14 protein-coding genes and 2 pseudogenes are annotated in these 21463 nt (G+C 67.8%); 7 read left to right on the forward strand and 9 right to left on the reverse strand.

The window, feature by feature from the left end; translation table 11 throughout:
- Positions 1-245: 245 nt before the first annotated feature.
- The 3 genes and pseudogenes from ACIBZJ_RS41160 to ACIBZJ_RS41170 form a co-directional block, all read right to left on the reverse strand.
- Entirely contained in the window at positions 246-1694 is a 1449-nt protein-coding gene (locus tag ACIBZJ_RS41160) for an IS1380 family transposase (RefSeq protein WP_395939072.1), read from the reverse strand.
- A 384-nt stretch (positions 1695-2078) separates the two neighbouring features.
- Complete coding sequence (locus ACIBZJ_RS41165) at positions 2079-2396, reverse strand: helix-turn-helix domain-containing protein (RefSeq protein WP_395939073.1); 318 nt, start codon at positions 2394-2396, stop codon at positions 2079-2081.
- A pseudogene (locus ACIBZJ_RS41170) lies at positions 2393-2754 on the reverse strand (type II toxin-antitoxin system RelE/ParE family toxin). Before ACIBZJ_RS41170 ends, ACIBZJ_RS41165 begins: the two are co-directional and overlap by 4 nt.
- A 482-nt stretch (positions 2755-3236) precedes the next feature.
- On the opposite strand from ACIBZJ_RS41170, the pseudogene ACIBZJ_RS41175 reads away from it, so the two are divergent.
- A pseudogene (locus ACIBZJ_RS41175) lies at positions 3237-3601 on the forward strand (ABC transporter permease); the annotation flags it as partial.
- 105 nt (positions 3602-3706) lie between these two features.
- A complete protein-coding gene (locus ACIBZJ_RS41180) occupies positions 3707-5665 on the forward strand; it encodes an NACHT domain-containing protein (RefSeq protein ID WP_395939074.1) in 1959 nt (652 codons plus the stop codon).
- A gap of 405 nt (positions 5666-6070) precedes the next feature.
- Here ACIBZJ_RS41180 and ACIBZJ_RS41185 read toward each other — a convergent pair whose 3' ends face one another.
- From ACIBZJ_RS41185 to ACIBZJ_RS41200, 4 genes are read right to left on the reverse strand one after another with little or no spacing between them, the layout of a single operon-like run.
- On the reverse strand, positions 6071-8041 hold the full coding sequence (locus ACIBZJ_RS41185; protein WP_395939169.1) for an acetoacetate--CoA ligase: 1971 nt from the start codon (positions 8039-8041) through the stop codon (positions 6071-6073).
- A gap of 32 nt (positions 8042-8073) precedes the next feature.
- Positions 8074-9486, reverse strand: a complete 1413-nt coding sequence (locus tag ACIBZJ_RS41190; RefSeq protein WP_395939075.1) for an amidohydrolase family protein — start codon at positions 9484-9486, stop codon at positions 8074-8076.
- The gene (locus ACIBZJ_RS41195) at positions 9486-10454 is read right to left on the reverse strand and encodes a VOC family protein (RefSeq protein ID WP_395939076.1); all 969 of its coding nucleotides are present in this window, start codon (positions 10452-10454) and stop codon (positions 9486-9488) included. The genes ACIBZJ_RS41190 and ACIBZJ_RS41195 overlap by 1 nt, the downstream gene beginning before the upstream one ends.
- Positions 10455-10476: 22 nt before the next feature.
- Positions 10477-11334 (reverse strand): fumarylacetoacetate hydrolase family protein, encoded by an 858-nt coding sequence (locus ACIBZJ_RS41200; RefSeq protein WP_395939077.1) that lies wholly within the window; start codon positions 11332-11334, stop codon positions 10477-10479.
- A 146-nt stretch (positions 11335-11480) separates the two neighbouring features.
- Between ACIBZJ_RS41200 and ACIBZJ_RS41205 the strand changes: the two genes are divergently transcribed.
- The 4 genes from ACIBZJ_RS41205 to ACIBZJ_RS41220 all read left to right on the forward strand — a co-directional run bounded on the left by ACIBZJ_RS41205 (position 11481) and on the right by ACIBZJ_RS41220 (position 15598).
- Positions 11481-12215: a FadR/GntR family transcriptional regulator gene (locus ACIBZJ_RS41205; protein ID WP_395939078.1), complete on the forward strand. Its 735-nt coding sequence runs from the start codon at positions 11481-11483 to the stop codon at positions 12213-12215.
- 231 nt (positions 12216-12446) lie between these two features.
- Positions 12447-13157: a fumarylacetoacetate hydrolase family protein gene (locus tag ACIBZJ_RS41210; RefSeq protein ID WP_395939079.1), complete on the forward strand. Its 711-nt coding sequence runs from the start codon at positions 12447-12449 to the stop codon at positions 13155-13157.
- Positions 13158-13174: 17 nt separating this feature from the next.
- Positions 13175-14695: an AMP-binding protein gene (locus ACIBZJ_RS41215; RefSeq protein ID WP_395939170.1), complete on the forward strand. Its 1521-nt coding sequence runs from the start codon at positions 13175-13177 to the stop codon at positions 14693-14695.
- Between the two features lie 213 nt (positions 14696-14908).
- Entirely contained in the window at positions 14909-15598 is a 690-nt protein-coding gene (locus ACIBZJ_RS41220; protein ID WP_395939171.1) for an SDR family NAD(P)-dependent oxidoreductase, read from the forward strand.
- Positions 15599-15861: 263 nt separating this feature from the next.
- On the opposite strand, the gene ACIBZJ_RS41225 is transcribed toward ACIBZJ_RS41220, so the two are convergent.
- Positions 15862-19377, reverse strand: coding sequence for a TIR domain-containing protein (locus ACIBZJ_RS41225; RefSeq protein WP_395939080.1), 3516 nt, complete (start codon positions 19375-19377; stop codon positions 15862-15864).
- A gap of 337 nt (positions 19378-19714) precedes the next feature.
- Between ACIBZJ_RS41225 and ACIBZJ_RS41230 the strand changes: the two genes are divergently transcribed.
- The gene (locus ACIBZJ_RS41230; protein ID WP_395939081.1) at positions 19715-20422 is read left to right on the forward strand and encodes a class I SAM-dependent methyltransferase; all 708 of its coding nucleotides are present in this window, start codon (positions 19715-19717) and stop codon (positions 20420-20422) included.
- A gap of 232 nt (positions 20423-20654) precedes the next feature.
- Here ACIBZJ_RS41230 and ACIBZJ_RS41235 read toward each other — a convergent pair whose 3' ends face one another.
- Entirely contained in the window at positions 20655-21455 is an 801-nt protein-coding gene (locus ACIBZJ_RS41235; RefSeq protein WP_395939082.1) for a serine hydrolase domain-containing protein, read from the reverse strand.
- Positions 21456-21463 lie beyond the last annotated feature (8 nt).

Raw genomic sequence — 21463 nt, forward strand, 5'->3', positions numbered from 1 at the left:
CGCCAGCACCCCAACCAAACCGGCCGTGACGATCATCCCAGCGACCAAGCCTCACCGGGTCAAACGGACACCAAGACCCTAAGTCACCGGTATTGGTACTAGCCTCGGTCATTCGCTAAGCGGCTGATCGAGTGGTTCTGGTCGTCGTTGTGTGGTGAGGACTGCTGGTCGGTCGGTGGTCATGCCGGTGGCCCGGCGCGTGGCCGGGTTCTCCTGGGCGTGTTCGTCGTGGCGCGGGGTGAGGGTCAGCCGGCGGGTCGGGGTAACGCGTTCAGTCGTGTGAATGCTCTGGTCAGGTCGTCGGTCCAGGGCCAGTGTTCGGCGATGGCCAGTCGGGTCTGCCGGGCGGTGCGGGTGATGCGGGCGGCGATGTGGAGCAGCCGGTAGCGCAGTTTCTTCGGTTCGGCGCGGGCGAGGTCTGCGTTCAGGAGCAGTGTGCGGGTCCAGGCGAGCAGGTCGATGCCGGTCAGTGCCAGCTGGAGCCAGGCCTGATTGATCGCGAACACGCGGGAGGGGAACCGGCCGAAGCCGGTGTCTTTGCCGATGCGGATGCGGTCCTCGACACGGGCGTGGGCGCGGTGGCGGGCCTCCAAAAATTGGATGCTGCCCTGGCCGGGTGGGGTGTCGGTGGCCACGAGTTGGTGCCGCCAGCCTTCGATGGTGTCGAAGATCGACAGTTGCGCGCCGGGATGCGGGCGTTCCCTGCGGACGAGGAAGCGGGTGCCTTCGGGGAACCCGTCGGCGGGCAGCAGGCCGGTGATCTCGCAGATCTGCGCGTGTTCACGCGGGTCTCCGTCGATGTCCAGCGCCGGGAACCAGTCGTTGGTGGCACGGATGGCGTCGCGGACCGGTTCGGTGATCGCGACGCCGACGGAGAACCGGATGTCCACGTGCTGCTCACGCAGGCCACGGATGTGGGCCAGGAACCCGTGGCTGGATCCGGCGGAATCCGATCGGAGCAGGATCGGGGTGCCGTGCCGATGCTGGTCGGGGATCTGGGCGAGGGCCTGGTCCAGGACGGTGATGTGGTCGGCGGTGGTGTTCGACCCGGCGCGGCCCTCGCGCAGCAGCCCCGCGAGGGCTTCGCCGGTGTTGTCCAGGAAGCAGAGCAGCGGGTGGTAGCCGAACGTCTTCTTCCAGGTGGGGGTCGCGGCTTCTTTCTCCGAATGGCAGACCACGATCGTGGCGTCCACGTCGAGTACGAGCCCGGGCACGTTCTGGCCGGCCACCACCGGTGCGGGCAGGTCGCCGCGGGTGTCGGCGTGCTGGGCCCACGCCAGTTCACGGGCGGCGGCTCGTGCCGTGCGCACCGCGGCCAGCGCCGCAGCGTCCAGCGCGGACAAGAGCCGCCACGCGGTCGGGTCCGAGGCCACAGGCCCGAACACCGCAGGCTGGTCGCGGAGCACCGCCAGATCGGAGATGGCTTCGCCGCCGTCAGCGAGCATCACGGCCACATCGACCGCGATCCGGCCCGGATCGTGTCCGCGTTGCCGCTGCCGCAGACCGGCGAGCGCCTGACTGAACTGGCCGGTCAGACCGGTCGCGTCGGCGAGATCGGCCAGCAGACGGGTGCCGGCATGGCTGACCACACCCCGCCCGCCACCAGTCACTACGACCCGCGGACGGGTTCGGGTAGCCTCCACCCTGCAAGTGCCTTCCGTGACGGGAACAACGGGACCTTCGACAAGCCCCATATTCCCAGATCAGAAGGCACTTCCTATTTCCGGCCCCAGCCCGGTGGACCGCCCCTAACGAAGGGGCGAGGTTAGCCGTGCTGGCCGTGGGCCGGGCGGGCCGGCGAGTTCAGGTGTGTAGGGCGTCAAACGATGCGCTAGCGCTCCGATCCGATGTGGAATCGACGGCGGATCGAACAGGAAAGGATTCGATGCTCTACGGTGCGGGTCGGCCTGCGTTTTCGCTGGCCCGCGCAGCGCTACACCCGTCAGTCCTCATAATCCCTTGGTCGTGGGTTCGAGCCCTACCCGCCCCACTACACGCCAGGTACGTCGATGTCGTACCTGGCTGGCGAGCCTGCCCGGCTGCGTAGCGGTCGTAGAGGATGGGATCTGTGATTCGCGTCAGGCGATTGCCGTGATGTCACCGTCGTCGAAGTAGATCGCCTGGTGTAGACGACCTCCGAGAGCGGCGGCGAAACGCGCGACTATCTCATGTCCGGAGACTTTGCCTTGTTCGATTTGCGAGATCCGGCCTTTGGTGACACCCATTCGGTCGGCGACCTGTTGCTGTGTAAGACCGCGTGAGCGACGGACTTCAGCGAGCCGGTGACCGATCGCGGCGGCGAGGAGTTCTTCTTTTCCAGCTTCGACGGCCGCCTCTCCGCCTGCGCGGGCGACCTGTTCCGCGCGGATGTCCTCCCAACGCACGTGTCCGCTCATCGGGCGTCACCTTCCTCTTCGCTGCGTTCTGCGAGATAGGTTTTGTAGCGCTGTTCGGCTAGTGGAATTGCTTCGGTGTACCAGGATTTCCATCGTCCGGATTTGTCTCTGCCGACCAGTAGGATGCCGGAACGCCACGGATCGAAGCAGAACAAGATCCTGACGGTGCCGGGTCGTAGCTCCTTCAGGTTCGGGAGTGTCGACCCGGTGATCGGTCCACGAGGGGCCGGCCGAGCCCAGGGCCTGTCTCGGCGAGGAGATCGATGGCCTGGACTACGCGGGCGTGGGCGGCTGCTGGCAGGCTGTCGAGCCAGTCGCCCACCTCGTTGACGAGATACACGTCCCATTGGCCGTTCATCCACGCACCGAGTATAGCAATCGGTATACCCGCTGGGCGAGGTGCGGATGGCTAGCGGATGGGCTTGGTCTGCCCCAGCGGTGGCAGAACGGGCAGGCGAGCAGCTACGTCGCGCCGGGCGGTGATCCCGGCGCGGCAAGGGTCTTTCACTTCCTGGTTAGGAATTTCGACTTGGCCGATGTCGAGCACGTATTTGCAGTATGCGCCGAGGTGTTCCCCGACGAGGGGTGCCGCCAAGAGCGCTCGCATCCTTGAGGATGTGTTCGACGACGAGTAGCCAGATCGACTCGCTAGCGATTCGGTCCGATATGGATTCCGTGCAAGAGTTACAGCAAAGTATTCGACGCCCTAGGATGCGCGCCGATTCGATCGCCGTGACGACGCCGCGAACGTTCGGTCCACGACAATCGCTTATGCCGCGACGAGTGTTTACCGTCGCCGTGGCGCCGGTTGGACGAGTCGAGCGATTTGTCGAGGCCGGCTGGCTCGGTGTGCGGTTGAGCGTGTACGTCTGCTTCGCACTGTTCGCACTGGGAATCGTCGCGCTGGGCTCCACCCGGGCCGGGCGGTCGCTGTACGCGATCGGCGGCAACCCGGACGGGGCCCGGGCCGCCGGTATCCGCACCGACTGGGTGCTGTGGATCGTGCTGGTCGTCGCGAGCATGCTGGGCGGTCATGCTCTCGGGTCGGCTGGCGTCGGTGGCCGCGGCGCAGGGCCGCGGCGCAGGGCAACGGCGCAGGGCCGCGGCGCGTCTTCACGGTGTCCGCGGCTGCGGTGATCGGCGGCGTGGGCCTCAACGGCGGCAAGGGCGCGGTGTTCGGGGCGTTCACCGTCATCCTGCTGCTGTAGGTGATCGATCGTGCTGAGGCTGGCGGGTGTGCCTGGCCGGGTTGAGTCTCAGGGGCAGAACCGGCACGATGCTCCACCGTGGACGGGCGGGCACGGCGCAGAATGCTCATCGTCCTCAGCGTCGTCCTCAGCCTGGTGCTCGGCGCGGCGATCAACCTCGTCACGAGCTCCGACGTTATTCCGGTGTCTTGGAGCTGGACGCGGAACGGTCCGCTGATCGTCGTCCTGCTCGCGGCGCTGGTGATCTTGCTGGTCGCGGTGGAGCTCAGCCAGGATCGGACTGCGCCGGAGGCGCGGCCCGCGGACCCGAATGATCCGGAGTGGTTCGCCGCCGTCGTCCGGGCCGCGTGGGAGTCGGAGGAACGACGGCGCCGGCTGCTGCACCCCGAGCCGATCCCGACGGCCTGGACGACGATCGGGCCGCCGATCAGCGACCACTGGGCCAACCTCCGGACGGACGGCGCCAACGAGCCCGTCAACGCCGACGGGGTGGTCGACGGCGACCACCCCGACGCGCTGGACGACCTGCTCGACGATCCGCGGATCCGGGGCCGGGTGGTCGTGCTCGGCGAGCCCGGCAGCGGCAAAACTGCGCTGCTGCTGCGCCTGGCCCGGGTGGGCCGGATCCGGCCGCAGGGCCGTGTTCCAGTGCTGCTCCGGCTGTCGAGCTGGGACCCCGCCGGGCAGAGTTTCGACGACTGGGTGGCCTCCCGGCTGCTGGCTGACTACTGCGTTGCCGCGCCCGTGCCGGTCGACCGGATCCTCCCGCTGCTCGACGGCCTTGACGAGATGCCGGCGGCCCGGCGCGGCGACGCGGTGCGGGCGATCAGCGCCCGGCTGCCGTCCACCGCGCCGTTGGTCGTGACCGCGCGTACGACCGAGTACCTGGACGCGCTGGAGGCCGCCGGAGAGACGGTGTTGCCCGGGGCGGTCGTCGTCGAGCTGGTCCGGCTCCCGGCCGCCGTGGTCGGGGACTATCTGGCGCGGGCTGTCCCGCCGGTGCACGCGGACGACTGGGCCCTGCTGTGGAAGCGGGACGCCGGCGGACATCTGACGGCGGCGATCGGCGCGCCGCTCTGGGTAGATCTGATGCGGGTCGCCTACAGCGACCCGGCTGGATCGCGCGATCCGGCCGACCTCTCGGGACTGACCGATGCGTCGGCGATTCACGCGCACCTGTTGGACGCACTGGTTCCGGCGGCATATCCGGACGCCGGGACCAGCGGGGGGAACTGGACCCGCGAGGACGCCCAGCGCTGGCTCACGTTCCTGGCCCTCGCGATGTGCACCCGCGGTACCTACGACATCGCCTGGTGGGAGCTGGTCGAGACGCTGCCCCGGCGTGCCCGCGTGATGTTCGGCCTGGTGATCGGGGTCTTGTTCGGACTCGGCGGAACCGCGCTGGCCGGGTGGAAGTTCGGCGTCCCGACCGCGCTGATCTTCGGTCCGCTGATCGCGCTCGGCCTGTCCGTGCGAACCGCCCCGGCGCGACGGCGAGTCCGTTTCCGGCGGAGCGGCCAGTCGGTGCCCCGACGGCTGTTCAATGCCTACGGCATAGGGTGGGTGACCGGTTGCGGGCCGGGTTACGCGATCAACCCGTGGCTCGGCATCGCGGTCGGCGCGGCCATCGGCTTCGCGTACGAGTTCACGACCGCCATGCGCGAGGACGCCGTGGACGTCACCATTCCGGGCGATCCGCGCGGGGTCGAGCGCGGCGACCGGGATCGGGCGGCGGTCTCGGGACTCCTCGGGTGCGTGCTCATCGGGCTGCCGGTGGGTGCGATCGCCGGGCCGGTGGCGGGTCTGCTCGCGGGGCCCGGATGCGGGGTGGTCCTTGCGGTCAGCAACAGTGCGTGGGGCCGATACCTCATCGCGCGGGCCTGGTGGGCGGCGTCCGGTGCGCTGCCGTGGCGGCTTCCGGCCTTTCTCGCCGATGCGCACGACCGGGGGGTGCTCCGACAGGTCGGTGGGGTGTACCAGTTCAGGCACGGATTGGTGCGGGACCGGCTGGCGGCACGCTGGACGACCAAACAGCACGATCGCAGCCCAGTGCCGCCATAGGTGCACGATGCTCGATCGACCACCTCGCCGCCGACGATTCACACCAAGAAATGTGGGTCGGCCCCAATACGCGGGGCAGGGGAATCCAACGCGTCCGCAGGAGTGCTGATATCCCGTTCGAAGCTCTCCGCGAAATCGAATCTCTGGGCCTGCTGAGAGTTCCGCTTCTACATCCCGCGGGCCCCGATGGAGACGGTCCGCCGCTCGATGCCGAAGAGCACTCGGGCACGCTTGGCCCCGATGAGAGCTCCGCTCGGCGGGCGAATCACGAGCGGGCGCAAACGTCCCTTCGTTCCAGTCGGAATCCACTCGGGAGCGCCGAGCGCGATCGCTCGAATGAAGGCCGGTCAAGGCAGACGTCGATCGCCCGGCCGCGCCTGGGACACGGGTCGCTCGGGACGTCGGTCAGCGCGTCGTGACCGATGTGCTCCGGCGGATCAGGTCGGCGCGGTACGCGTTCGCGTGCGCCGCGAACGCGTCGACCAGCGCTGGGTTGTCGATCGTGTCGGGATTGAAGATGACGGCGGGGTCTGCGCCGAGGAAGAGCCTCTTCAGGGGCACCTCGAGCTTCTTTCCCGTCCGCGTGTGCGGGATGCCTTCGACCTCGAACACCGCATCAGGTGCATGGCGCGGCGAGGCCTGCGCGCGGATGCGGGCCGCAATACGCCTGACGAGGTCCTCGTCGATCGTTCCGGGTGCGGCGAGGCACACGAAAAGGGGCATCCAGTAACCGCCGTCCGGCTCTTCGATGCCGAGAACCACCGCCTCGGTCACCTCGGGCATCGACTCGACCGCTGCGTAGATGTCCGCGCTCCCCATGCGAATACCGTTGCGGTTGAGGGTCGAATCCGATCGCCCATGGATGACCACGCTGCCGCGTTCGGAGATCGTGATCCAGTCGCCCTGGCGCCACACCCCGGGGAACGCGGAGAGATATGTTTCGGCGTAGCGCGAGCCGTCCTCGTCTCCCCACAACCGCAGGGGCATGCTCGGAAGAGGTTGGGTGATCACCATCTCTCCCACCTCTCCGATGACCGGGTGACCCTCGTCCGACCACGCCTCCAACGCGACGCCGAGGCATCGCGCCGACAGCTCACCGGACCAGACCGGCAGATCGGGCGACCCTCCCACGAAGGCCCCACAAATGTCCGTTCCTCCGCTGATCGACCAGAGAGGCAGCGGCCCGACCTCATCGCTGACCCAACGGTGCAGGTCGCCCGGGAGCGGCGAGCCGGTGCTGCCCATGGACCGCAGTGACGACAGGTCGAACTCCTTCCCAGGTCGAACGCCCGCTCGGCGGGCCGCACCGAGCAGGCCCGGACTCGACCCGAAGTAGGTCACGCCGAGCCGTTCGACCAGTTGCCACAGGCGCGACGCGTCGGGCCACGTGGGTGAGCCGTCGTAGCAGACGATCGCCGCGCCGGTGGCCAGCGTCGACACCAGCAGGTTCCACATCACCCAACTGGGCGAGGTGTGCCAAAGAACGACATCCGACCCGGACAGGTCCCAGTGCAGCCCCATCTGTTTCACCGTCTCGAGCAGGATGCCGCCGTGGCCGTGCACGAGTCCCTTCGGAAGTCCCGTCGTGCCCGACGAGAACAGCACCCACAGCGGATGGTCGAACGGCACCGGGATGCCGGTGACCGGTGCGGCCTGGAGCGCATGTGACCACGGGGTCGTCCCGCTCAGCGGGGCGCTGTCGAGACGGTGGACGAGGACGACGTCGCGTACGGTCCGCAGCGCTCGGCTTATGTTCGTCAGCTCGTCCCGTCGACTGTGGTTCCTGCCGGCGAACCGGTAGCCGTCGGCGGCGATCAGCACGACCGGCTCCAGCTGACCCAGTCTCGCGATCACCGCCGGCGACTCGTAGTCCTGACCCACCGAACACCACACCGCCCCCAGCGACGTCGTCGCGAGGAGCGCCACAACTGCCTCGGGGGTGTGGGGGAGATATCCCGCCACGACGTCTCCGGCCCCGACGCCCAGACCGGTCAGATGCCCGGCGAAGGCTCTCACCTGGCGGCGCAGCGCGGCGCGGGTCAGACGCTGCTCCCGTCCCGTCTCGTCCACGCCGATCACCGCCACGTCGTCGGACGAGCCCTGGGCCAGCAGGTACTCCGCGAAGTTCAGCGTGGACCCGGGAAACCACTGCTGGTGCGGCATCGGGTCGGCACTGCGCGCGGGGACGTCCTCCTGGCGGGAGCCGACCGCGAAGTAATCCCAGATCGCCTCCCAGAAGCGGCCGTCGTCCTCGACCGACCAACGCCGGAGCGCTTCGTAGTTCGGCGCCGCGACGCCGCGGGTCGCCTCCACCCAGTCCGTGAATTGCCGGATTCGGGGCCTGGGGCGGTCGCTGGTGACGGGGTCCCACACCATGAGGCCGTCGCTGTCGGGCACTCCGGTCCGCCTCAGGCCGTGATGTCGAGTTCGTAATCGATGGCTTCCAGGAGCCGATCACGCGACTCGACGACCTCACGACGCAGCCGCGCGGCGTCCTCCACGAGCAGCTTGCCGCGCCACTTGCGCGGCCTGCCCGCGACGAAGACCGTATCGACGCTGCGCGCGTCGGCGCCGAGGACGACCGTGGCGACCGCATTGTTGAGCGGGAAGTTGGTGAACTCGCCGGCGTTGATCAGAACCAGGTCGGCCTCCTTACCCGGCGTGATCGACCCGGCCCGATCCCACACACCGTTCGCCTTCGCTCCGGACACGGTCGCGAACTCCAGCACGTCGCGCACTCCGATCGGCGCCGGGGCGTCCTCGTCGCCGCGAAAACGCCGGTTACCCGCCTGCATCCGCTGGACGTTCAGAGCCATCCTCATCTGGGTGAACATGTCCGAGGACAGCGAGCATTCGACGTCGATGCTGAAGGCCGGACGCAGCCCGACGTCCAGCGCCTTCTGGATGGGTGAGATCGACTCGAAGATCTGGAGCTGCTGATCGGAGGTGACGGCCAGCGCGACCTGTCCACCGGTATCGGCGATGGTCTTCCAGGCAGCGTCGTCGAGTGCGCCACCGTGGATCCACGTCAGATCCGGGCCGAGCACGCCTTCCTTGCCCAGCCGCTGGATGTGCGCGGCGGCCCCTGGTCCCTGTGCTCCGTCCACCGAGATTCCGACGCCGAGGTCGCGCGCCTGGCGAATTCTCTCGCCCGAAAGCAGTACGTCGCCTTCGATCGTCGGCAGGACTTGAGGCATCAGTCCGATCCGCAGGGTCACGAGCGCGTCGTCCGACGGGAAGTGCTCTTTCCGCACCCGCGTCAGGTCCGTCAGCCAGTTCGGATCCCACTCGCCGCCCATCGGCGGCGAGGAAGCGATGACGCCACGGGCGCCGGAGTCCTTCCATGCCGTCACTACGGCATCGGAGTACTCCGGAGAACGCATGTTGTGGCTGAAGTCCAGCACGCTCGTCACGCCGGCGTCCAATGCGCCGAGGGCGGCGAGCTTCGTGCCCAGGTACATGTCCCGGGGGTGATACGCGGGACCGAGGCGCATGTGCGCCAGCGCGAAATATTCCATGACGTCGACATCGGCCCACAGCCTGCGCATCTGCGTCTGCCAGCAGTGCCGGTGAGCGTCGATCATTCCGGGAATGATCACGTGGCCCGACGCATCGACGATGCTGGCCCGGGACCGGGTTGCGGTCTCGCTCAGGTCCGCGCCCACCGCCTCGATCTTCGCGCCGCGGATCAGGATGTCTCCGACGGCGAGGTCTCCCACCGTCGGATCCATGCTGACGATCGCCGCACCACGAATGAGCACGGGTCGATCCGGGGCGGCAAGCAGTTCGTCCAGCAGCTGATCACCCGTCGGCATCGTCATCACCGCCCACCCTCGGTGACGGAGTGGGCGCCGACCAGGTAGCCCGCCAGGTCCTCGGGGGCCAGCATGGAGGCGGGAGGTGGGGGACCCCAGGCGTACATGGCGTGGGCGGCGTCCCAGACCTCGGGGCGCCAGAGCGCATCGTCGACGATGCAGTCCATGTCGGAGTAGTACTCGGAGTAGTTGCCGGCCGGGTCCCTCAGGTACCAGAAGAAGTTCGAGCCGATGTGGTGCCGGCCGAGGCCCCATACGTGGCGATCGGGGTCCTTCTCCAGCATGGCGGTCGCGCCGCGACCCACCTCGTCGACGTCGTCGACCTGCCACGAGGTGTGGTGCAGGAATTGAACCGGGGCGCTTTGGACCGCGAGGTTGTGGTGGTCCGTGGAGCACCGCATGAACGCGGCCAGGCCGGGCACGGTGTCGCTGACCTTGAACCCGATGCCCCGCTGGAAGAACGCTTCGGACGCCTCCTGGTCGGTGGAGCCGAGGACGACGTGGCCCAGCTTGCGGGGGCGAACCGGTGCGTCACGCAGGATGCCGGGGGCGCGTTTCCCGACGCGGCCGACCGCGCCGCGACTGTTGTACGGCGGGGCCGGGTGGGGTTCTTGCGAGATGCGGTCCGCGATCTCGACCTGCACGGTGACGCCGGTCCCGGGATCGGTCGCGCGGAGGCCGGCCGGGGTGCGCTGCGGGGTGACCCCGAGGGAAGTCAACGACGCGGCGACGCGGTCGAGGTCGTCGGCGTCGTCGGCACCGACACCCAGCTGCAGTAGCCGGCGGCGTGCGGAGCGAATGATGCGGAGCTGATCGCCGCCGTCCGAGGTGGAGAAGAGGTGCTCGCCACCGGCCGGGGAGCCGCCGTGCGCGTCGGCGGAGACGGGCAGGAGCCCGAAGTCGGTGTAGTAGGCCGCAGTCGCTTCGGGGTCGGGTACGCCCATGACGATCTGGGTCAGGCGGTGCAGTGGCACGACGTTGTCCTTTCTGCGTTGTTCAGGAAATTGCGGCGACGAAACGTTGCCGCAGTTGGCCGATACCGGACACGTAGCTCACGAGCTCGTCACCGGGAGCCAGCCGGCGTGGCGGCGTCCGGGCCACACCGACGCCACCCGGCGTTCCGGTGAACAGCACGTCACCCGGCAGCAACGGCAGCGTCGCGGACACCTGGGCAATCATCGACGGGACCGAGAAGATCAAGTTGCTGGTCCGGCTCTTCTGGACCTGCTCACCGTTGACGAGGCAGCCGATCTCCAGGTCGTCGCGATCCTCGACCTCGTCGGGAGTCACCAGCCACGGGCCGATCGGTCCGAAGCCGGGAAGTGACTTACCGAGGCTGTATTGGGGAGCAGGCCCTGCCGTCTGCAAGATGCGCTCGGAGAGGTCCTGTCCGACGGTCAGCCCGGCGACGCTGCTCCAGGCCCGGTCTTCGGGGACGCGGTGGGTGTACCGGCCGATGACGACGACGAGCTCGACCTCCCAGTCGACCCGTCCGCCCTCCGGTAGCTCGACAGCGCTGACCGGCCCCGTCAGGCAGGACGGCCACTTGGTGAACAGGACATTCACGGCGGTGGGTTCCGCCAGGCCGGCTTCGGCCGCGTGGTCGGAGTAGTTCAGCCCGATCGCCAGTACCTGCCGGGGCGCCGGAGCGGGTGGACCGAGGTCCTCCACGCGGAAGGGCTGCCCGGCCGAGGGATCGACGCCGGCCGCCCACCCGACGAACTCCGTCCAGTCGTCGTAGATGCCCTGCGGGTCAGGGCCGAACCGGGCGTCGCTGGCCCGCTCGACGTCGAGGGCGACGGCGCCCGCGCGGTCGATCAGGGCCAGCCGCCCGGAAAGGTTGGCGATGCGCATGAGACCTCGGTTTCTTAAACCAGCATGGTGGTTTACGCTCGACCACACTCGCATGTGACCTGGGCGACTTGTCAAGAGCGCGAGCCGAAACCACCATGCTAGTTTTTTCGGGTCACTCACAGGAGTAGCGACAGGAGGTCCTGGCCGTGGTCCGCGAGGTGCAGTCGACGTCCGCGCTCACTCGGCCCGAACAGGCGGCCGAGCGGCTCGCGGCGCTCGCCGCGGCCGCTGAACCCGGCGATCGCCTGGGCACGAAGGAGGAGATGCGTGCTTACTGCGGGGTCTCGGTCGGCACCTTCAACGAGGCGCTGCGTCTGGTGCAGGCCCGCGGCGTGGTCGTGGTCCGGACGGGACGGGTCGGAGGTCTGTTCGCCAGTCACCCGTCCCCGACGGTGCGCCTCGGGCACGCCGTCCTCGCGCTGGACGCGGACGCGGCCGCGGCGTCGGTGGTCGACGCCGGACGCATCCGGGACGCTCTGGACCCCCTGATGGTCGAGCACGCAGTGCGGTTCGCGTCGGCCGAGGACCTCGACTCGATGCGGCGGGAGTTGGCGCGGATGTCGGCCGCGGCGGACGGGCTCGACGCCCTCGGGTTCATGCGCGCCAACTGGGCGCTGCACGTGGCCATCGCGAAAGCGAGTCCCAATGCGATGCTGCGCTGCTTCTACACGACCATGATCGAACTCATCGAGTCGCACACGACGTCGGTCGAGCCTGCCGTCGATCAACGGCTCGCCGACGGACTCGCGAGGCGGTACCGGATCCACGTCGCGCTCGTCGACGCCATCGCCGACCGTGACGAACCCCGCGCGATCGCGCTCATCCACGAGCACAGCGACACCACTGCCGGCGGCGAGACCGGCTCCGGCGACCAGTCCTGAACGGAAGGTGTATTCATGCGGTGGAGCACTGTCCTCGACGACGAGGGCGACCAGCGCGTCGGGTTATGGAGCCGACAGGGCCTGCACTTGGCTCCGAGCGGCCTCTCACTCCTCGACCTCATCGTCTCCGACCGGCTGGAGGATGCCGCGGCCGAAGCACTCGGAAGACCGGCTCAGGACTTCGGCGCCGTCCTGCCACCGATCCCCCAGCCGCCGTCCATCCGTGACTTCATGGCGTTCGAGGACCATGTGAGCGCCGGCTTCGCCGCGATCGGCCTCGAACTCGATCCGCTTTGGTACTCGCTGCCAGGGTTCTATTTCACGAATCCCGCCGCCGTCCACGGCGCGGCCGAACCGATCGCCATTCCTCCGGGAAGCACCGCGTTGGACTACGAACTCGAGGTGGCCGCAGTCATCGGACGCGAGGGCCGAGACCTCGACCCACGCCAGGCCCTCGACCACATCGCCGGCTTCATACTTTTCTGCGACTGGAGCGCGCGCGACCTCCAAGGCGTGGAAATGAAGCTGAACATCGGCCCCGCCAAGGGAAAGGACTTCGCGCACAGTGTCGGACCGTGGATGGTGACGCCGGACGAGTTCTCGCCGGACGCAGCGATGAGCGCTTCGGTCAACGGCCGACCCTACAGCGCCGGCCGACTCGACAGCTTGTATTGGTCGTTCGGTGACATGATCTCCTACGCGTCCCGGGGTACCCGCGTCGTTCCCGGTGATCTCATCGTCTCCGGCACCGTGGGGACCGGATGCATCCTCGAATTGTCGAGCGTGCACGGCGCGGAGGCGTTCCCGTGGCTCGCGGCCGGCGATCGTGTCGAGCTGGCGGTCGACGGCCTCGGAAGCATCGAGACCGTCATCGAACCCAGCCGCTGCCCGAACCCGCCCGAACCCGCCGATGGCCGCGCACCGGCTGGTGCGCCGCGGTGAGCCCGTCGCCGAGCACGATGATCGCTGCCCTGCTCGCGAGCTACGACGTTCCGGACGCCACCGTCGCCGACCTGCTGTGCGACCGGCACGATCCGGACGCGGTCGCGTTCACCTTCGTCGAAACCGATGGCGCCACGCGCGACGTGGCCTACGGCGAGTTGGCCGACCGCTCCAAACGACTCGCGACCGTGCTCGCGACCAGGGGGGTCGAGCGTGGGACCCGGGTCCCGGTGCTGATGGGCAAGCGGCCCGAACTCGTCGTCACGCTGCTCGCGATCTGGCGTCTCGGTGCCGTCCACGTCCCGCTGTTCACGGCATTCGCTACCGGAGCGATCCGGATGCGCGTCGAGAGCTCGGCGGCGACACTCGTGATCACCGAACCCGCCCAACGCGTCAAGCTCGACCCGATCGCCGGTGTCGACGTGCTCGAGGTGGGTCCGGCACTCGACCGGCTGATCGAGCACAGCGAGCCGTTCGCCCCCTCCGTGGCCGTGGGCGGGGACGGAACCATGATCCTGCTGTTCACCAGTGGCACAACGGGCAGGCCCAAAGGGGTCACCGTCCCGGTCCGCGCACTGGCGGCTTTCCACTGCTACCTGCACTACGGCCTCGATGTCACCGAGGACGACGTGTTCTGGAACGCCGCTGACCCGGGTTGGGCCTACGGCCTGTACTACGGGATAGTCGGTCCGCTCGCCTGTGGACGCCGGAACCTGCTGCTCAACGCGGGCTTCACCCCGGAGTCCACGCTTGAGGTGATCAAGGCACTCGGGGTCACCAACTTCGCCGGAGCACCCACCATCTACCGGGCGTTGAGCAAGAGCGGCGAATTCGCGCCCCTCTCGCTGCGGCGAGGTTCGTCGGCGGGCGAGCCGCTGACGCCCGACGTCGTGGACTGGGCTGCCCGAGCATTGGGTGTCGAGATCCGCGACCACTACGGTCAGACCGAGCTCGGCATGGTGATCGGCAACAGCTGGCACAACGACATCAGCAAGCCCCTCAAAAAGGGCTCGATGGGCCATCCGATGCCCGGTTACAGCGCCGGAATCGTCGAGGGCCAGATAGCCGTCGACATCCCGCGCAGCCCGCTCTTCTGGTTCACCGGCTACGAGGGCGAAGCCGGGAAAACAACGGAACGGTTCACCCCCGACGGGCGGTGGTACCTCACCGCGGACACCGGCCACGTCGACGAGGACGGCTACTTCTACTTCACTGCTCGCGACGACGACGTCATTCTTGCCGCCGGTTACCGCATCGGCCCCTTCGACGTCGAGAGCGTGCTCATCACCCATCCGGCAGTAGCCGACGTGGCGGTGGTCGGGAGGCCGGATCCCGAAGGCGTCCGGGGGGAGATCGTCGCGGCGTTCATCGTCCTGGCCGACGGCGCCAACCCCGGCGATGAGCTCGCCGAGGAGCTCAAGCGCCTGGTCCGGGACGGATACTCCAAGCACGCCTATCCGCGCGCTGTCCACTTCGTCGATACCCTTCCGAGGACGCCGAGCGGGAAGGTGCAACGCTTTCTGCTGCGGCAGCGCTGACCGATATCACGGGGCGCGGGAAGCACTGAGCGCTGTAGCGGCCAGGCGACACAGAGGCCACCGCGGGGACGATTCCCAGGGTGGGATGAGGTCGGGTCACCGACGTTTCACGGTCGGCATTTAATCCGCCCAAGCCGAATCGGCCTGAGTGAGACGTCGATTCATCATTGACTGGAGGAACCAGCCATCCCTCATTTCGGCCAGCATATCGTTATCATCGGCGGCACCCGCGGGCTCGGCTTGGAGCTGGCGAGAGCCGCACACGTACTAGGGGCTCGGGTAACGGTGGGAGGGCGCGACCGGGAGGTCGCCGACGAAGCGGCACGCTCCGTGGGCGAGGAGTGCCGTGCGAACGTCTGCGACTTGACCGACTGGTCCTCGATCGAAACGTTCATCTCGGCGTGCGGACCGATCGATCACCTCATCCTCACCGCCGTTGACCGAGACGTCCGGCCACTCACCGACTACCGCCCCGAGGAGAGCGCGCGCGCGATCCTCATGAAAACGGTTGGCTACGCGACGGCGATCCACCATGCCCTGCCGAGATTCCGGCCGAATGCCTCGGTGGTGATGTTCGGCGGATTGTCGGCGTGGAGACCGGCACCAGGATCGACGACTCTGTCCACGGCGAACTCTGCCATTATCGGACTGATGAACTCTCTGGCGCTGGAGGTCGCCCCGGTTCGCGTGAACACGATCGTGCCGGGCGCCGTAGGAGACAGCGCCGCGACCCTCAATGCGCCGCCGGAGAACCGAGGCGCGTTCGAAGCTCTTCGTACGCGCACTCCTACCCGGCGGCTCGTGACGACGAAGAACGTCGTGGCGGCGACCTTCGCCCTTCTCGACAACGACGGCATCAACGCGTTGCCGCTGGTTGTCGATGGCGGAATCATCCGGACATGACGCCTGATGCGCCGCCCCTACGACTGCTACTTCCGTAAACCAGGCTTGCGGCTGGCGCCGGCACTGGGCAATGGCGGGGCCCGAGGAAATCACCAGCTCAAGCGCGAACGTCCGCACATGCCGCGGTGTTCTCGTGCCGCGGTGCGATCGGTGGTGAACGTACGGTGCCTGCTCAGTCCGGATAGCGTGCTCGGGCGGCGTGGTACTTCTCTGGGAGGGCGTCGAGGTCGGCGGCCGTGGTCGCGGCTGTCATCACGACCTGGCTACTGGCTGAGTGCAGGCGGTGTGGTGGCGTGTGGACCGAGCTCTTCGTGCCACCAACGCTCGTACGGCGCGGGCGGGTTAACGGTCGGCGCGCGAAGGAACTCGTGTAGCCGAGCCGCGAAGTTTCCTTTGGGTTGGCTGTTGGATTCGTAGGCGGCTAGCGTTGTGAGGACGTCAGAGAAGGTATCGTCGGCGATCTCGGCGACGTCGATCTGTTTGTTGATCGCCGCCAGTGTCTCGTGGAGATTCGACGGTCGGGTGTGGTGGACGAGGCGCAATGCGAGGCGCCGGATCTCGACCTCGATGGCCAACGCAGAAGCGTCGCTCGTTGCGCCGGTGAATGGGAGTACCTGGTGCGCGTGGTTCAACGCGTCGGTAGCCGCGGCGTGGTCGCCAGCGGTCATTGCAAGAGCGGAAAGCCGGACTAGTGCATCGGCGAGCCGGGGTGCCTCGGTGGCGTGCTCGGCCCAGGCGGCTACCTCTAGCTCGTAAAGCTCCCGCCGTTCCTGATCGCTGGCTGCGTTGGCGGCAGCGTTGGCGAAACACACTGCGCTGTTGGAGGACCGACGGTCCGCACGGTAGATCGCTGCGGCTTGACGGTATCGGTCGACGGCATCGTGCGAATTTTGGGTCGTACTTGCTGCGGTGAAATGGGCCGAGGCGCGGAGATCAGGGTCTAGGCGGGATGGGAACCGCCGGGCGGTCTCCATGGCAATGTCGCCCCAGCCGGCTGCTCCGGATCGGTCGCCGGCATTCCGGGAGAAGTTCGCGGCGTTGATCACAGCCGGGAGCGCGGCGGCGTACTGGTGGTCCTCACGAAGGATCCGTGCGGCCTCCGCGGCCGCGGAGGCCGCGTCCGACCAGCTTTCTTGCCGTGCAAAGAGTCGACTTCGGTGGAACTCGGCTTCGGCGGCCTTTCGTGGCAGGCCGCCTCTGCGCGCAAGTTCAGCGGCCCTCGCGTAGCTGTGGTCGGCTTGCCTGGCCTGTCCGGGATCGCGTGCCAGGTGCTCGGCGTATCGACTGGCCTCGTCAGCGGCGGCACCAAGGCCCTCGTGGCGCGCCTTGAGGTCGAGGATGCGCTCGCTGAGCGCGTCGACCTCGTGACGGTCGCCGGTGGCAGCGGATGCACGCCGGAGGTCGGTGGCCAAGTCGTAGGCCAGGTCGGTCCAGCCTCGGCGGTCGGCCAGGTCGAGCGCCCGGCGGAAGCGAGTCGGCGTGGCGTCGAGCACGACATCGAGCTGCCGCTCGCCAGAGTTGTGGACGGCGAGTTGGCTATGTAGATACTCAGCATGTCTTCGCTGGAGTGCGCCGATCTCGTCGGGACTTTCCTCGGACTCAAGCTGTTCCGTTGCGAAAATACGTACCAATTCGTAGAGGCTGTAGACGGGATGGGGTGACCCGTTCGCGTCTGGAACGAGCGTCCGGCGAAGAAGGCATCGGTCGTAGAGCCGGGCGAGGATGATCCCGGCCGCGGATACCGTGCAACCCAGGACGGCAGCGAGTTCTTCTGCGGTGAAATCCGGTCCGGTCAGCGCGCCGAGGTAACGAAACGCTTGGCGGGTTTCGTTGTCGTCCACCCACGCGTTGCCAGGCCGGGGACTCGCCGAGGAGACCAACGCCCGGTAGCTGATGTCCAACGATGTGCGGACGCCACGCAGCAGACTCTGCTGGCCTTCGTCGAGATGCGAGAGCCGGGATCGTTCGTCGGTGAGATCCGCGACGAGGGCGCCCAGAGTGGCCGGATCGTCGGGGTCCCAGCCAGGGAGGCCGCCGATCAGCTCGAGTGCTAGCGGCAGGTCTCCGCAGTAGAAGGCGATCCGATCGAGCATCTCGGCTGATTCGGTGGGGATCTGGTCGGGTTCGGTTCCCCTGTACAGCGCGAGCAATCGAACGCTGTCGGCGCGCTCCAGAGGCGTTGCTTCGCCGGTGACGTTGGCCGGGTGCGGTCGCTTCCCCCTGCTCCGCGAGGCAAAGACCAAACCCGAGAAGGGATTTGCGGGCACCATCGGCGCGACGTGCATCGCGTCGTTGACATGGTCGAAGACGACAAGAACTCTCTCGGTGGCGATGTAGTCGAGTAGCAGCGCGAATCGTTCATCGTCGTCCGAGGCGCCACTGAGCGTCAGGCCGAGGGCATGGGCGAGTTCGTCGGCGGCGTCGCGGAGTCGCCAAGTCGGCGTCGACGAGTCGGCCTCGGTCGAGCCGAGCAGGTCGATCCGGTAAACCTCACCAGGGAAGTCGTCGGCGACCGCGCGAGCGACTTCGGTGGCTAGCGCCGATGTGCCGGCCCCTGGCATTCCGCTCAGCCACAACATGGCGACACCGAACGTGCGCCGTGTTTCTCGCAAACGGTCGGCGAGGTTCGCGACGAGGGCGTCGCGTCCTACCCAGAAGGCCGGCCGTGGCGGCAGCATGCTGCGGCCACGCCATGCGCGTCGACGGGCGGCGTCACCGGCTTCTGGCCACTGATATCCAGGGGTATAGGCATCGGCGACCACAAGGTGCGGTTCAACACGAATGGAACCGTTCGGCTCATGGACTGCGTCGAGCACCCCGGATACCGGAGGGTCCAGCGTCGCGGCGAGATCGTCGCGCAGAGTGTCCCGCCAGTGCTGGCGGTGATCGATCGATCCGACGATCAGTTCACTCAGCGCCCTCGACGCATCCTCGCTCCTGCCCGCGGCTGGAGGTATCTCGAGGAGCGCCGCGGCGAGCGCGGTACGAAGTCGCTCTAGAACGACTTGTCCAACTTGAGGACCGGTCGGCCAGTGCGTGCTCCACAGCTCACAGGCAGGAATGTGCTCCCGCAGATCGCTGAGGAGGATTCGAGGGTCGAGCCCCCGCCTCGCGAGGTGTTCCCGGAGTTGTTGGCCGGTCGTCTCAGGAGCGGAAGATGTCACACGTTCGACGGCGCGGACGATGATCGCGTCCGCGTCCAGGGCGGCATGTTCCTGGCCGCGGGCAGCACGATCCAGTGCCCGAGACAGCTCAAGGACGCCGCTCGACAGTTCAGCCATTCGCGGCCCAGTCGGCAGACTCGTCCCCGAGCCAGGGAACGGCGGTCGCGTCGGCGGCTTCGTACGGCCGTGGATCGCGGCCTCCACACCAGTCAAAAGCACCTGCTCGGCTTCACGCTCGGGTAACCCGCACAGGTCGATTGCCACGATTCCCGGCAGCAGGCCCCTATCGGTCACTTCTCCGATGCGAACGGGCACCACCGAACGGTTGGGAGTGAGTAGATCGGGCCTCAGCGCTGCCTGCCATTCGGCAGAGGCTGCCGACCCTGGAGACCTATCGAGGTAGGCCTGCGAGAGGACGGCGATGACTCGGTGCGACGTCTTGATCGCTTGGTCGACCAACGCCAGCCACGAGGTGCCCGGCACCATGTCCCAGACCTGGATCAGCACCCGATAACCGGCTTCCTCAAGTACGTGAGCGATCCACTCCGCCCACGCCTCGTCCACCGCGGTGTAGGACACGAAGAAGTCGGCCTCGACGCCGCGCCCATCCCCCACAGTGCACAGACTGCCACCTGAGGCCCGCCTGGTGCCACGATCGAGGAGAGGAGCCCTCGCCGGCCGCGTTGGTATCGATCGGCACCTCCCAGAGCAACGGGATCGGCGGGACTGTCACACGAATATCCGCTCGTGTCGTTGACATTGCGGCCACCGACAATGGTGGATTTGGAAACCGGACTAACGCTCATGCCGCGAGTGGGGCGCCGGTTCGTATCGCCCCGGCAGAGGCCGTGTCGGCCGGCTGTCGATGACGGCGCCTCTGCGGTCGGACCGACAAGGGCATGGGCGGCTACGGTGCTCTCGGCCGTACGGCCGGCCTTGCGACACTGGTGCGGTGAGCATCGACCGGCGGCTGAGGCAAGTCCGGGAGACACGTGACCGGCTTCTCCGTGAGGGTCCGGCATGGACGCGAGGACCGGACCGGGACTTCGAGATCGTCACGCTCCCGGCCCGCGACTGCGACCTGCTGCGGGATCTGCTCATCGCCGAGCAAGCCGAGACGGTCGTCGAAATCGGGCTCGCGTATGGCAGCTCCGCCCTCGCAATCGCCGAGGCGCTACTGACCACCGATCCCCGGCAGCCCCGGCTCCTCGCCGTCGATCCGTTCCAGCAGCAGGCCTTCAACGACGTCGGATGGGACCTGCTCCGGTCTGCAGGTGCAGACTCGATCACCAGCCTGCTGCGGGTGCCTTCCTCGGTGGCCCTGCCGCAGCTACTCAGCGAGGATGTCCTGGCCGACGCCGCGTTCATCGACGGCAGCCACCGGTTCCACGAGGTGTTCCTCGACTTGTATTTCCTCCGCAAACTCGTCCGGCCAGGCGGCCTCATCGTCCTGGACGACGACTGGACACCGTCAGTGCGAGCTGCCGTGCGCTACTACGAACGCAACCTCGGATGGACAGCGATCCAAGACGCCTTCCATCAGGGCAGCCAACAGCGGATCAACAACGAACCGGCCGCTGAGCTCGTGCCCCGCTGCCGGGCAGTGCGATTGCCCGATCCCTCCTTCGAACCGCCCTTCGACAATTTCCAGCCATTCTGAACGCGCTCCATTCCTGAGCGTAAACAGCAGTCAGCGAACAGGCCTGCTACTCACTCAACTGGCACCCCTTGATGTCAAGACGCGGCTCGGGGGCGGGTCGTAGGGTGGTTGGTGGCGGGTCCGGGAGGTGACTTCTCCGAAGAGCCGCTGTGGGAATGCGAGCCGGTCGCGCTGGAGCCAGTAGCCGTTTCCCGGTGTCCTCCCGGGCCCGTCGCTGTGGTGTCGCTTGTGGTCAGAGCGTCGCGGAGCATGGTGCGGTAGACGACGTCGGACAGGCGCCGTTTGAGCGCGCGCATGGCTTCCGTCGACGTTTTGCGCGGTCGTAGTAGGCGCGTCCCTCGGTCTGATTGCGCAGCCGGACGGTGGCCATGAGGTGCAGGACCCGAACTGCGCCTTGGACAGGAATCTGGTGATCTTGCCGACCTCGGCCAGCAGCCGCGCTGCCCCGGACGGGCCGATGCCGCGCAGCTCGAGCAGGCTGGTGCTGGTGGCGCGCACGAGTTCCTTCAGCTCCTTGTCGGCGGCCTTGCTGCGCTGATGGCAGGGCGTGCAGTGGGGAGACGATGCGGGTGTGGTCTTGGCCCAGTGATCGGCGGCGGTCGACCAGGGTGCGCAGTACCGCGAGTTGTTCGTCGCCGATGACAGGGTGCAGGTCGGCCATGCGGGTGCCGACCAGCCCGGCTTGGTGGGTGAGGAGCCAGCGCACCGGGATCTTCTCCTTGCCGGCGGCGGCGAACTCGGGCCAGTACGTCGCGACCGGGGCATCCAGATCCAGCTCTCGGCGCTGGGCCAGGAGGTGCGCGCAGCCGGCGACGATGCCCTTGGTGGCCGACATGACCATCTGAAGGGTGTCGCGCTCCCACAACCGTCCCGTGGCGGGGTCGGCGACTCCGCCCCACAGGTCGACCGCCGGCCGGCCGTGCTGGTAGACGGCTACCGCGGCGCCGATGTCGCCGTGGTTCTGGAAGTTGGCCGTGAAGGCATCGCGGACACCAGCGAACTCGCGGGTGGTGTGACCTTCGATTTTGGGCATGCGTCATC

The organism is Cryptosporangium sp. NPDC051539, from assembly GCF_044454545.1.
Classification (GTDB): domain Bacteria; phylum Actinomycetota; class Actinomycetes; order Mycobacteriales; family Cryptosporangiaceae; genus Cryptosporangium.

Excerpts from the sequence above, each read along its gene's own strand:
- ACIBZJ_RS41160 (WP_395939072.1), bottom strand. The coding sequence starts at position 1,694 with ATGGGGCTTGTCGAAGGTCCCGTTGTTCCCGTCACGGAAGGCACTTGC.
- ACIBZJ_RS41165 (WP_395939073.1), bottom strand. The coding sequence starts at position 2,396 with ATGAGCGGACACGTGCGTTGGGAGGACATCCGCGCGGAACAGGTCGCC.
- ACIBZJ_RS41180 (WP_395939074.1), top strand. The coding sequence starts at position 3,707 with ATGCTCATCGTCCTCAGCGTCGTCCTCAGCCTGGTGCTCGGCGCGGCG.
- ACIBZJ_RS41185 (WP_395939169.1), bottom strand. The coding sequence starts at position 8,041 with ATGGTGTGGGACCCCGTCACCAGCGACCGCCCCAGGCCCCGAATCCGG.
- ACIBZJ_RS41190 (WP_395939075.1), bottom strand. The coding sequence starts at position 9,486 with ATGACGATGCCGACGGGTGATCAGCTGCTGGACGAACTGCTTGCCGCC.
- ACIBZJ_RS41200 (WP_395939077.1), bottom strand. The coding sequence starts at position 11,334 with ATGCGCATCGCCAACCTTTCCGGGCGGCTGGCCCTGATCGACCGCGCG.
- ACIBZJ_RS41210 (WP_395939079.1), top strand. The coding sequence starts at position 12,447 with ATGGCGTTCGAGGACCATGTGAGCGCCGGCTTCGCCGCGATCGGCCTC.
- ACIBZJ_RS41215 (WP_395939170.1), top strand. The coding sequence starts at position 13,175 with ATGATCGCTGCCCTGCTCGCGAGCTACGACGTTCCGGACGCCACCGTC.
- ACIBZJ_RS41235 (WP_395939082.1), bottom strand. The coding sequence starts at position 21,455 with ATGCCCAAAATCGAAGGTCACACCACCCGCGAGTTCGCTGGTGTCCGC.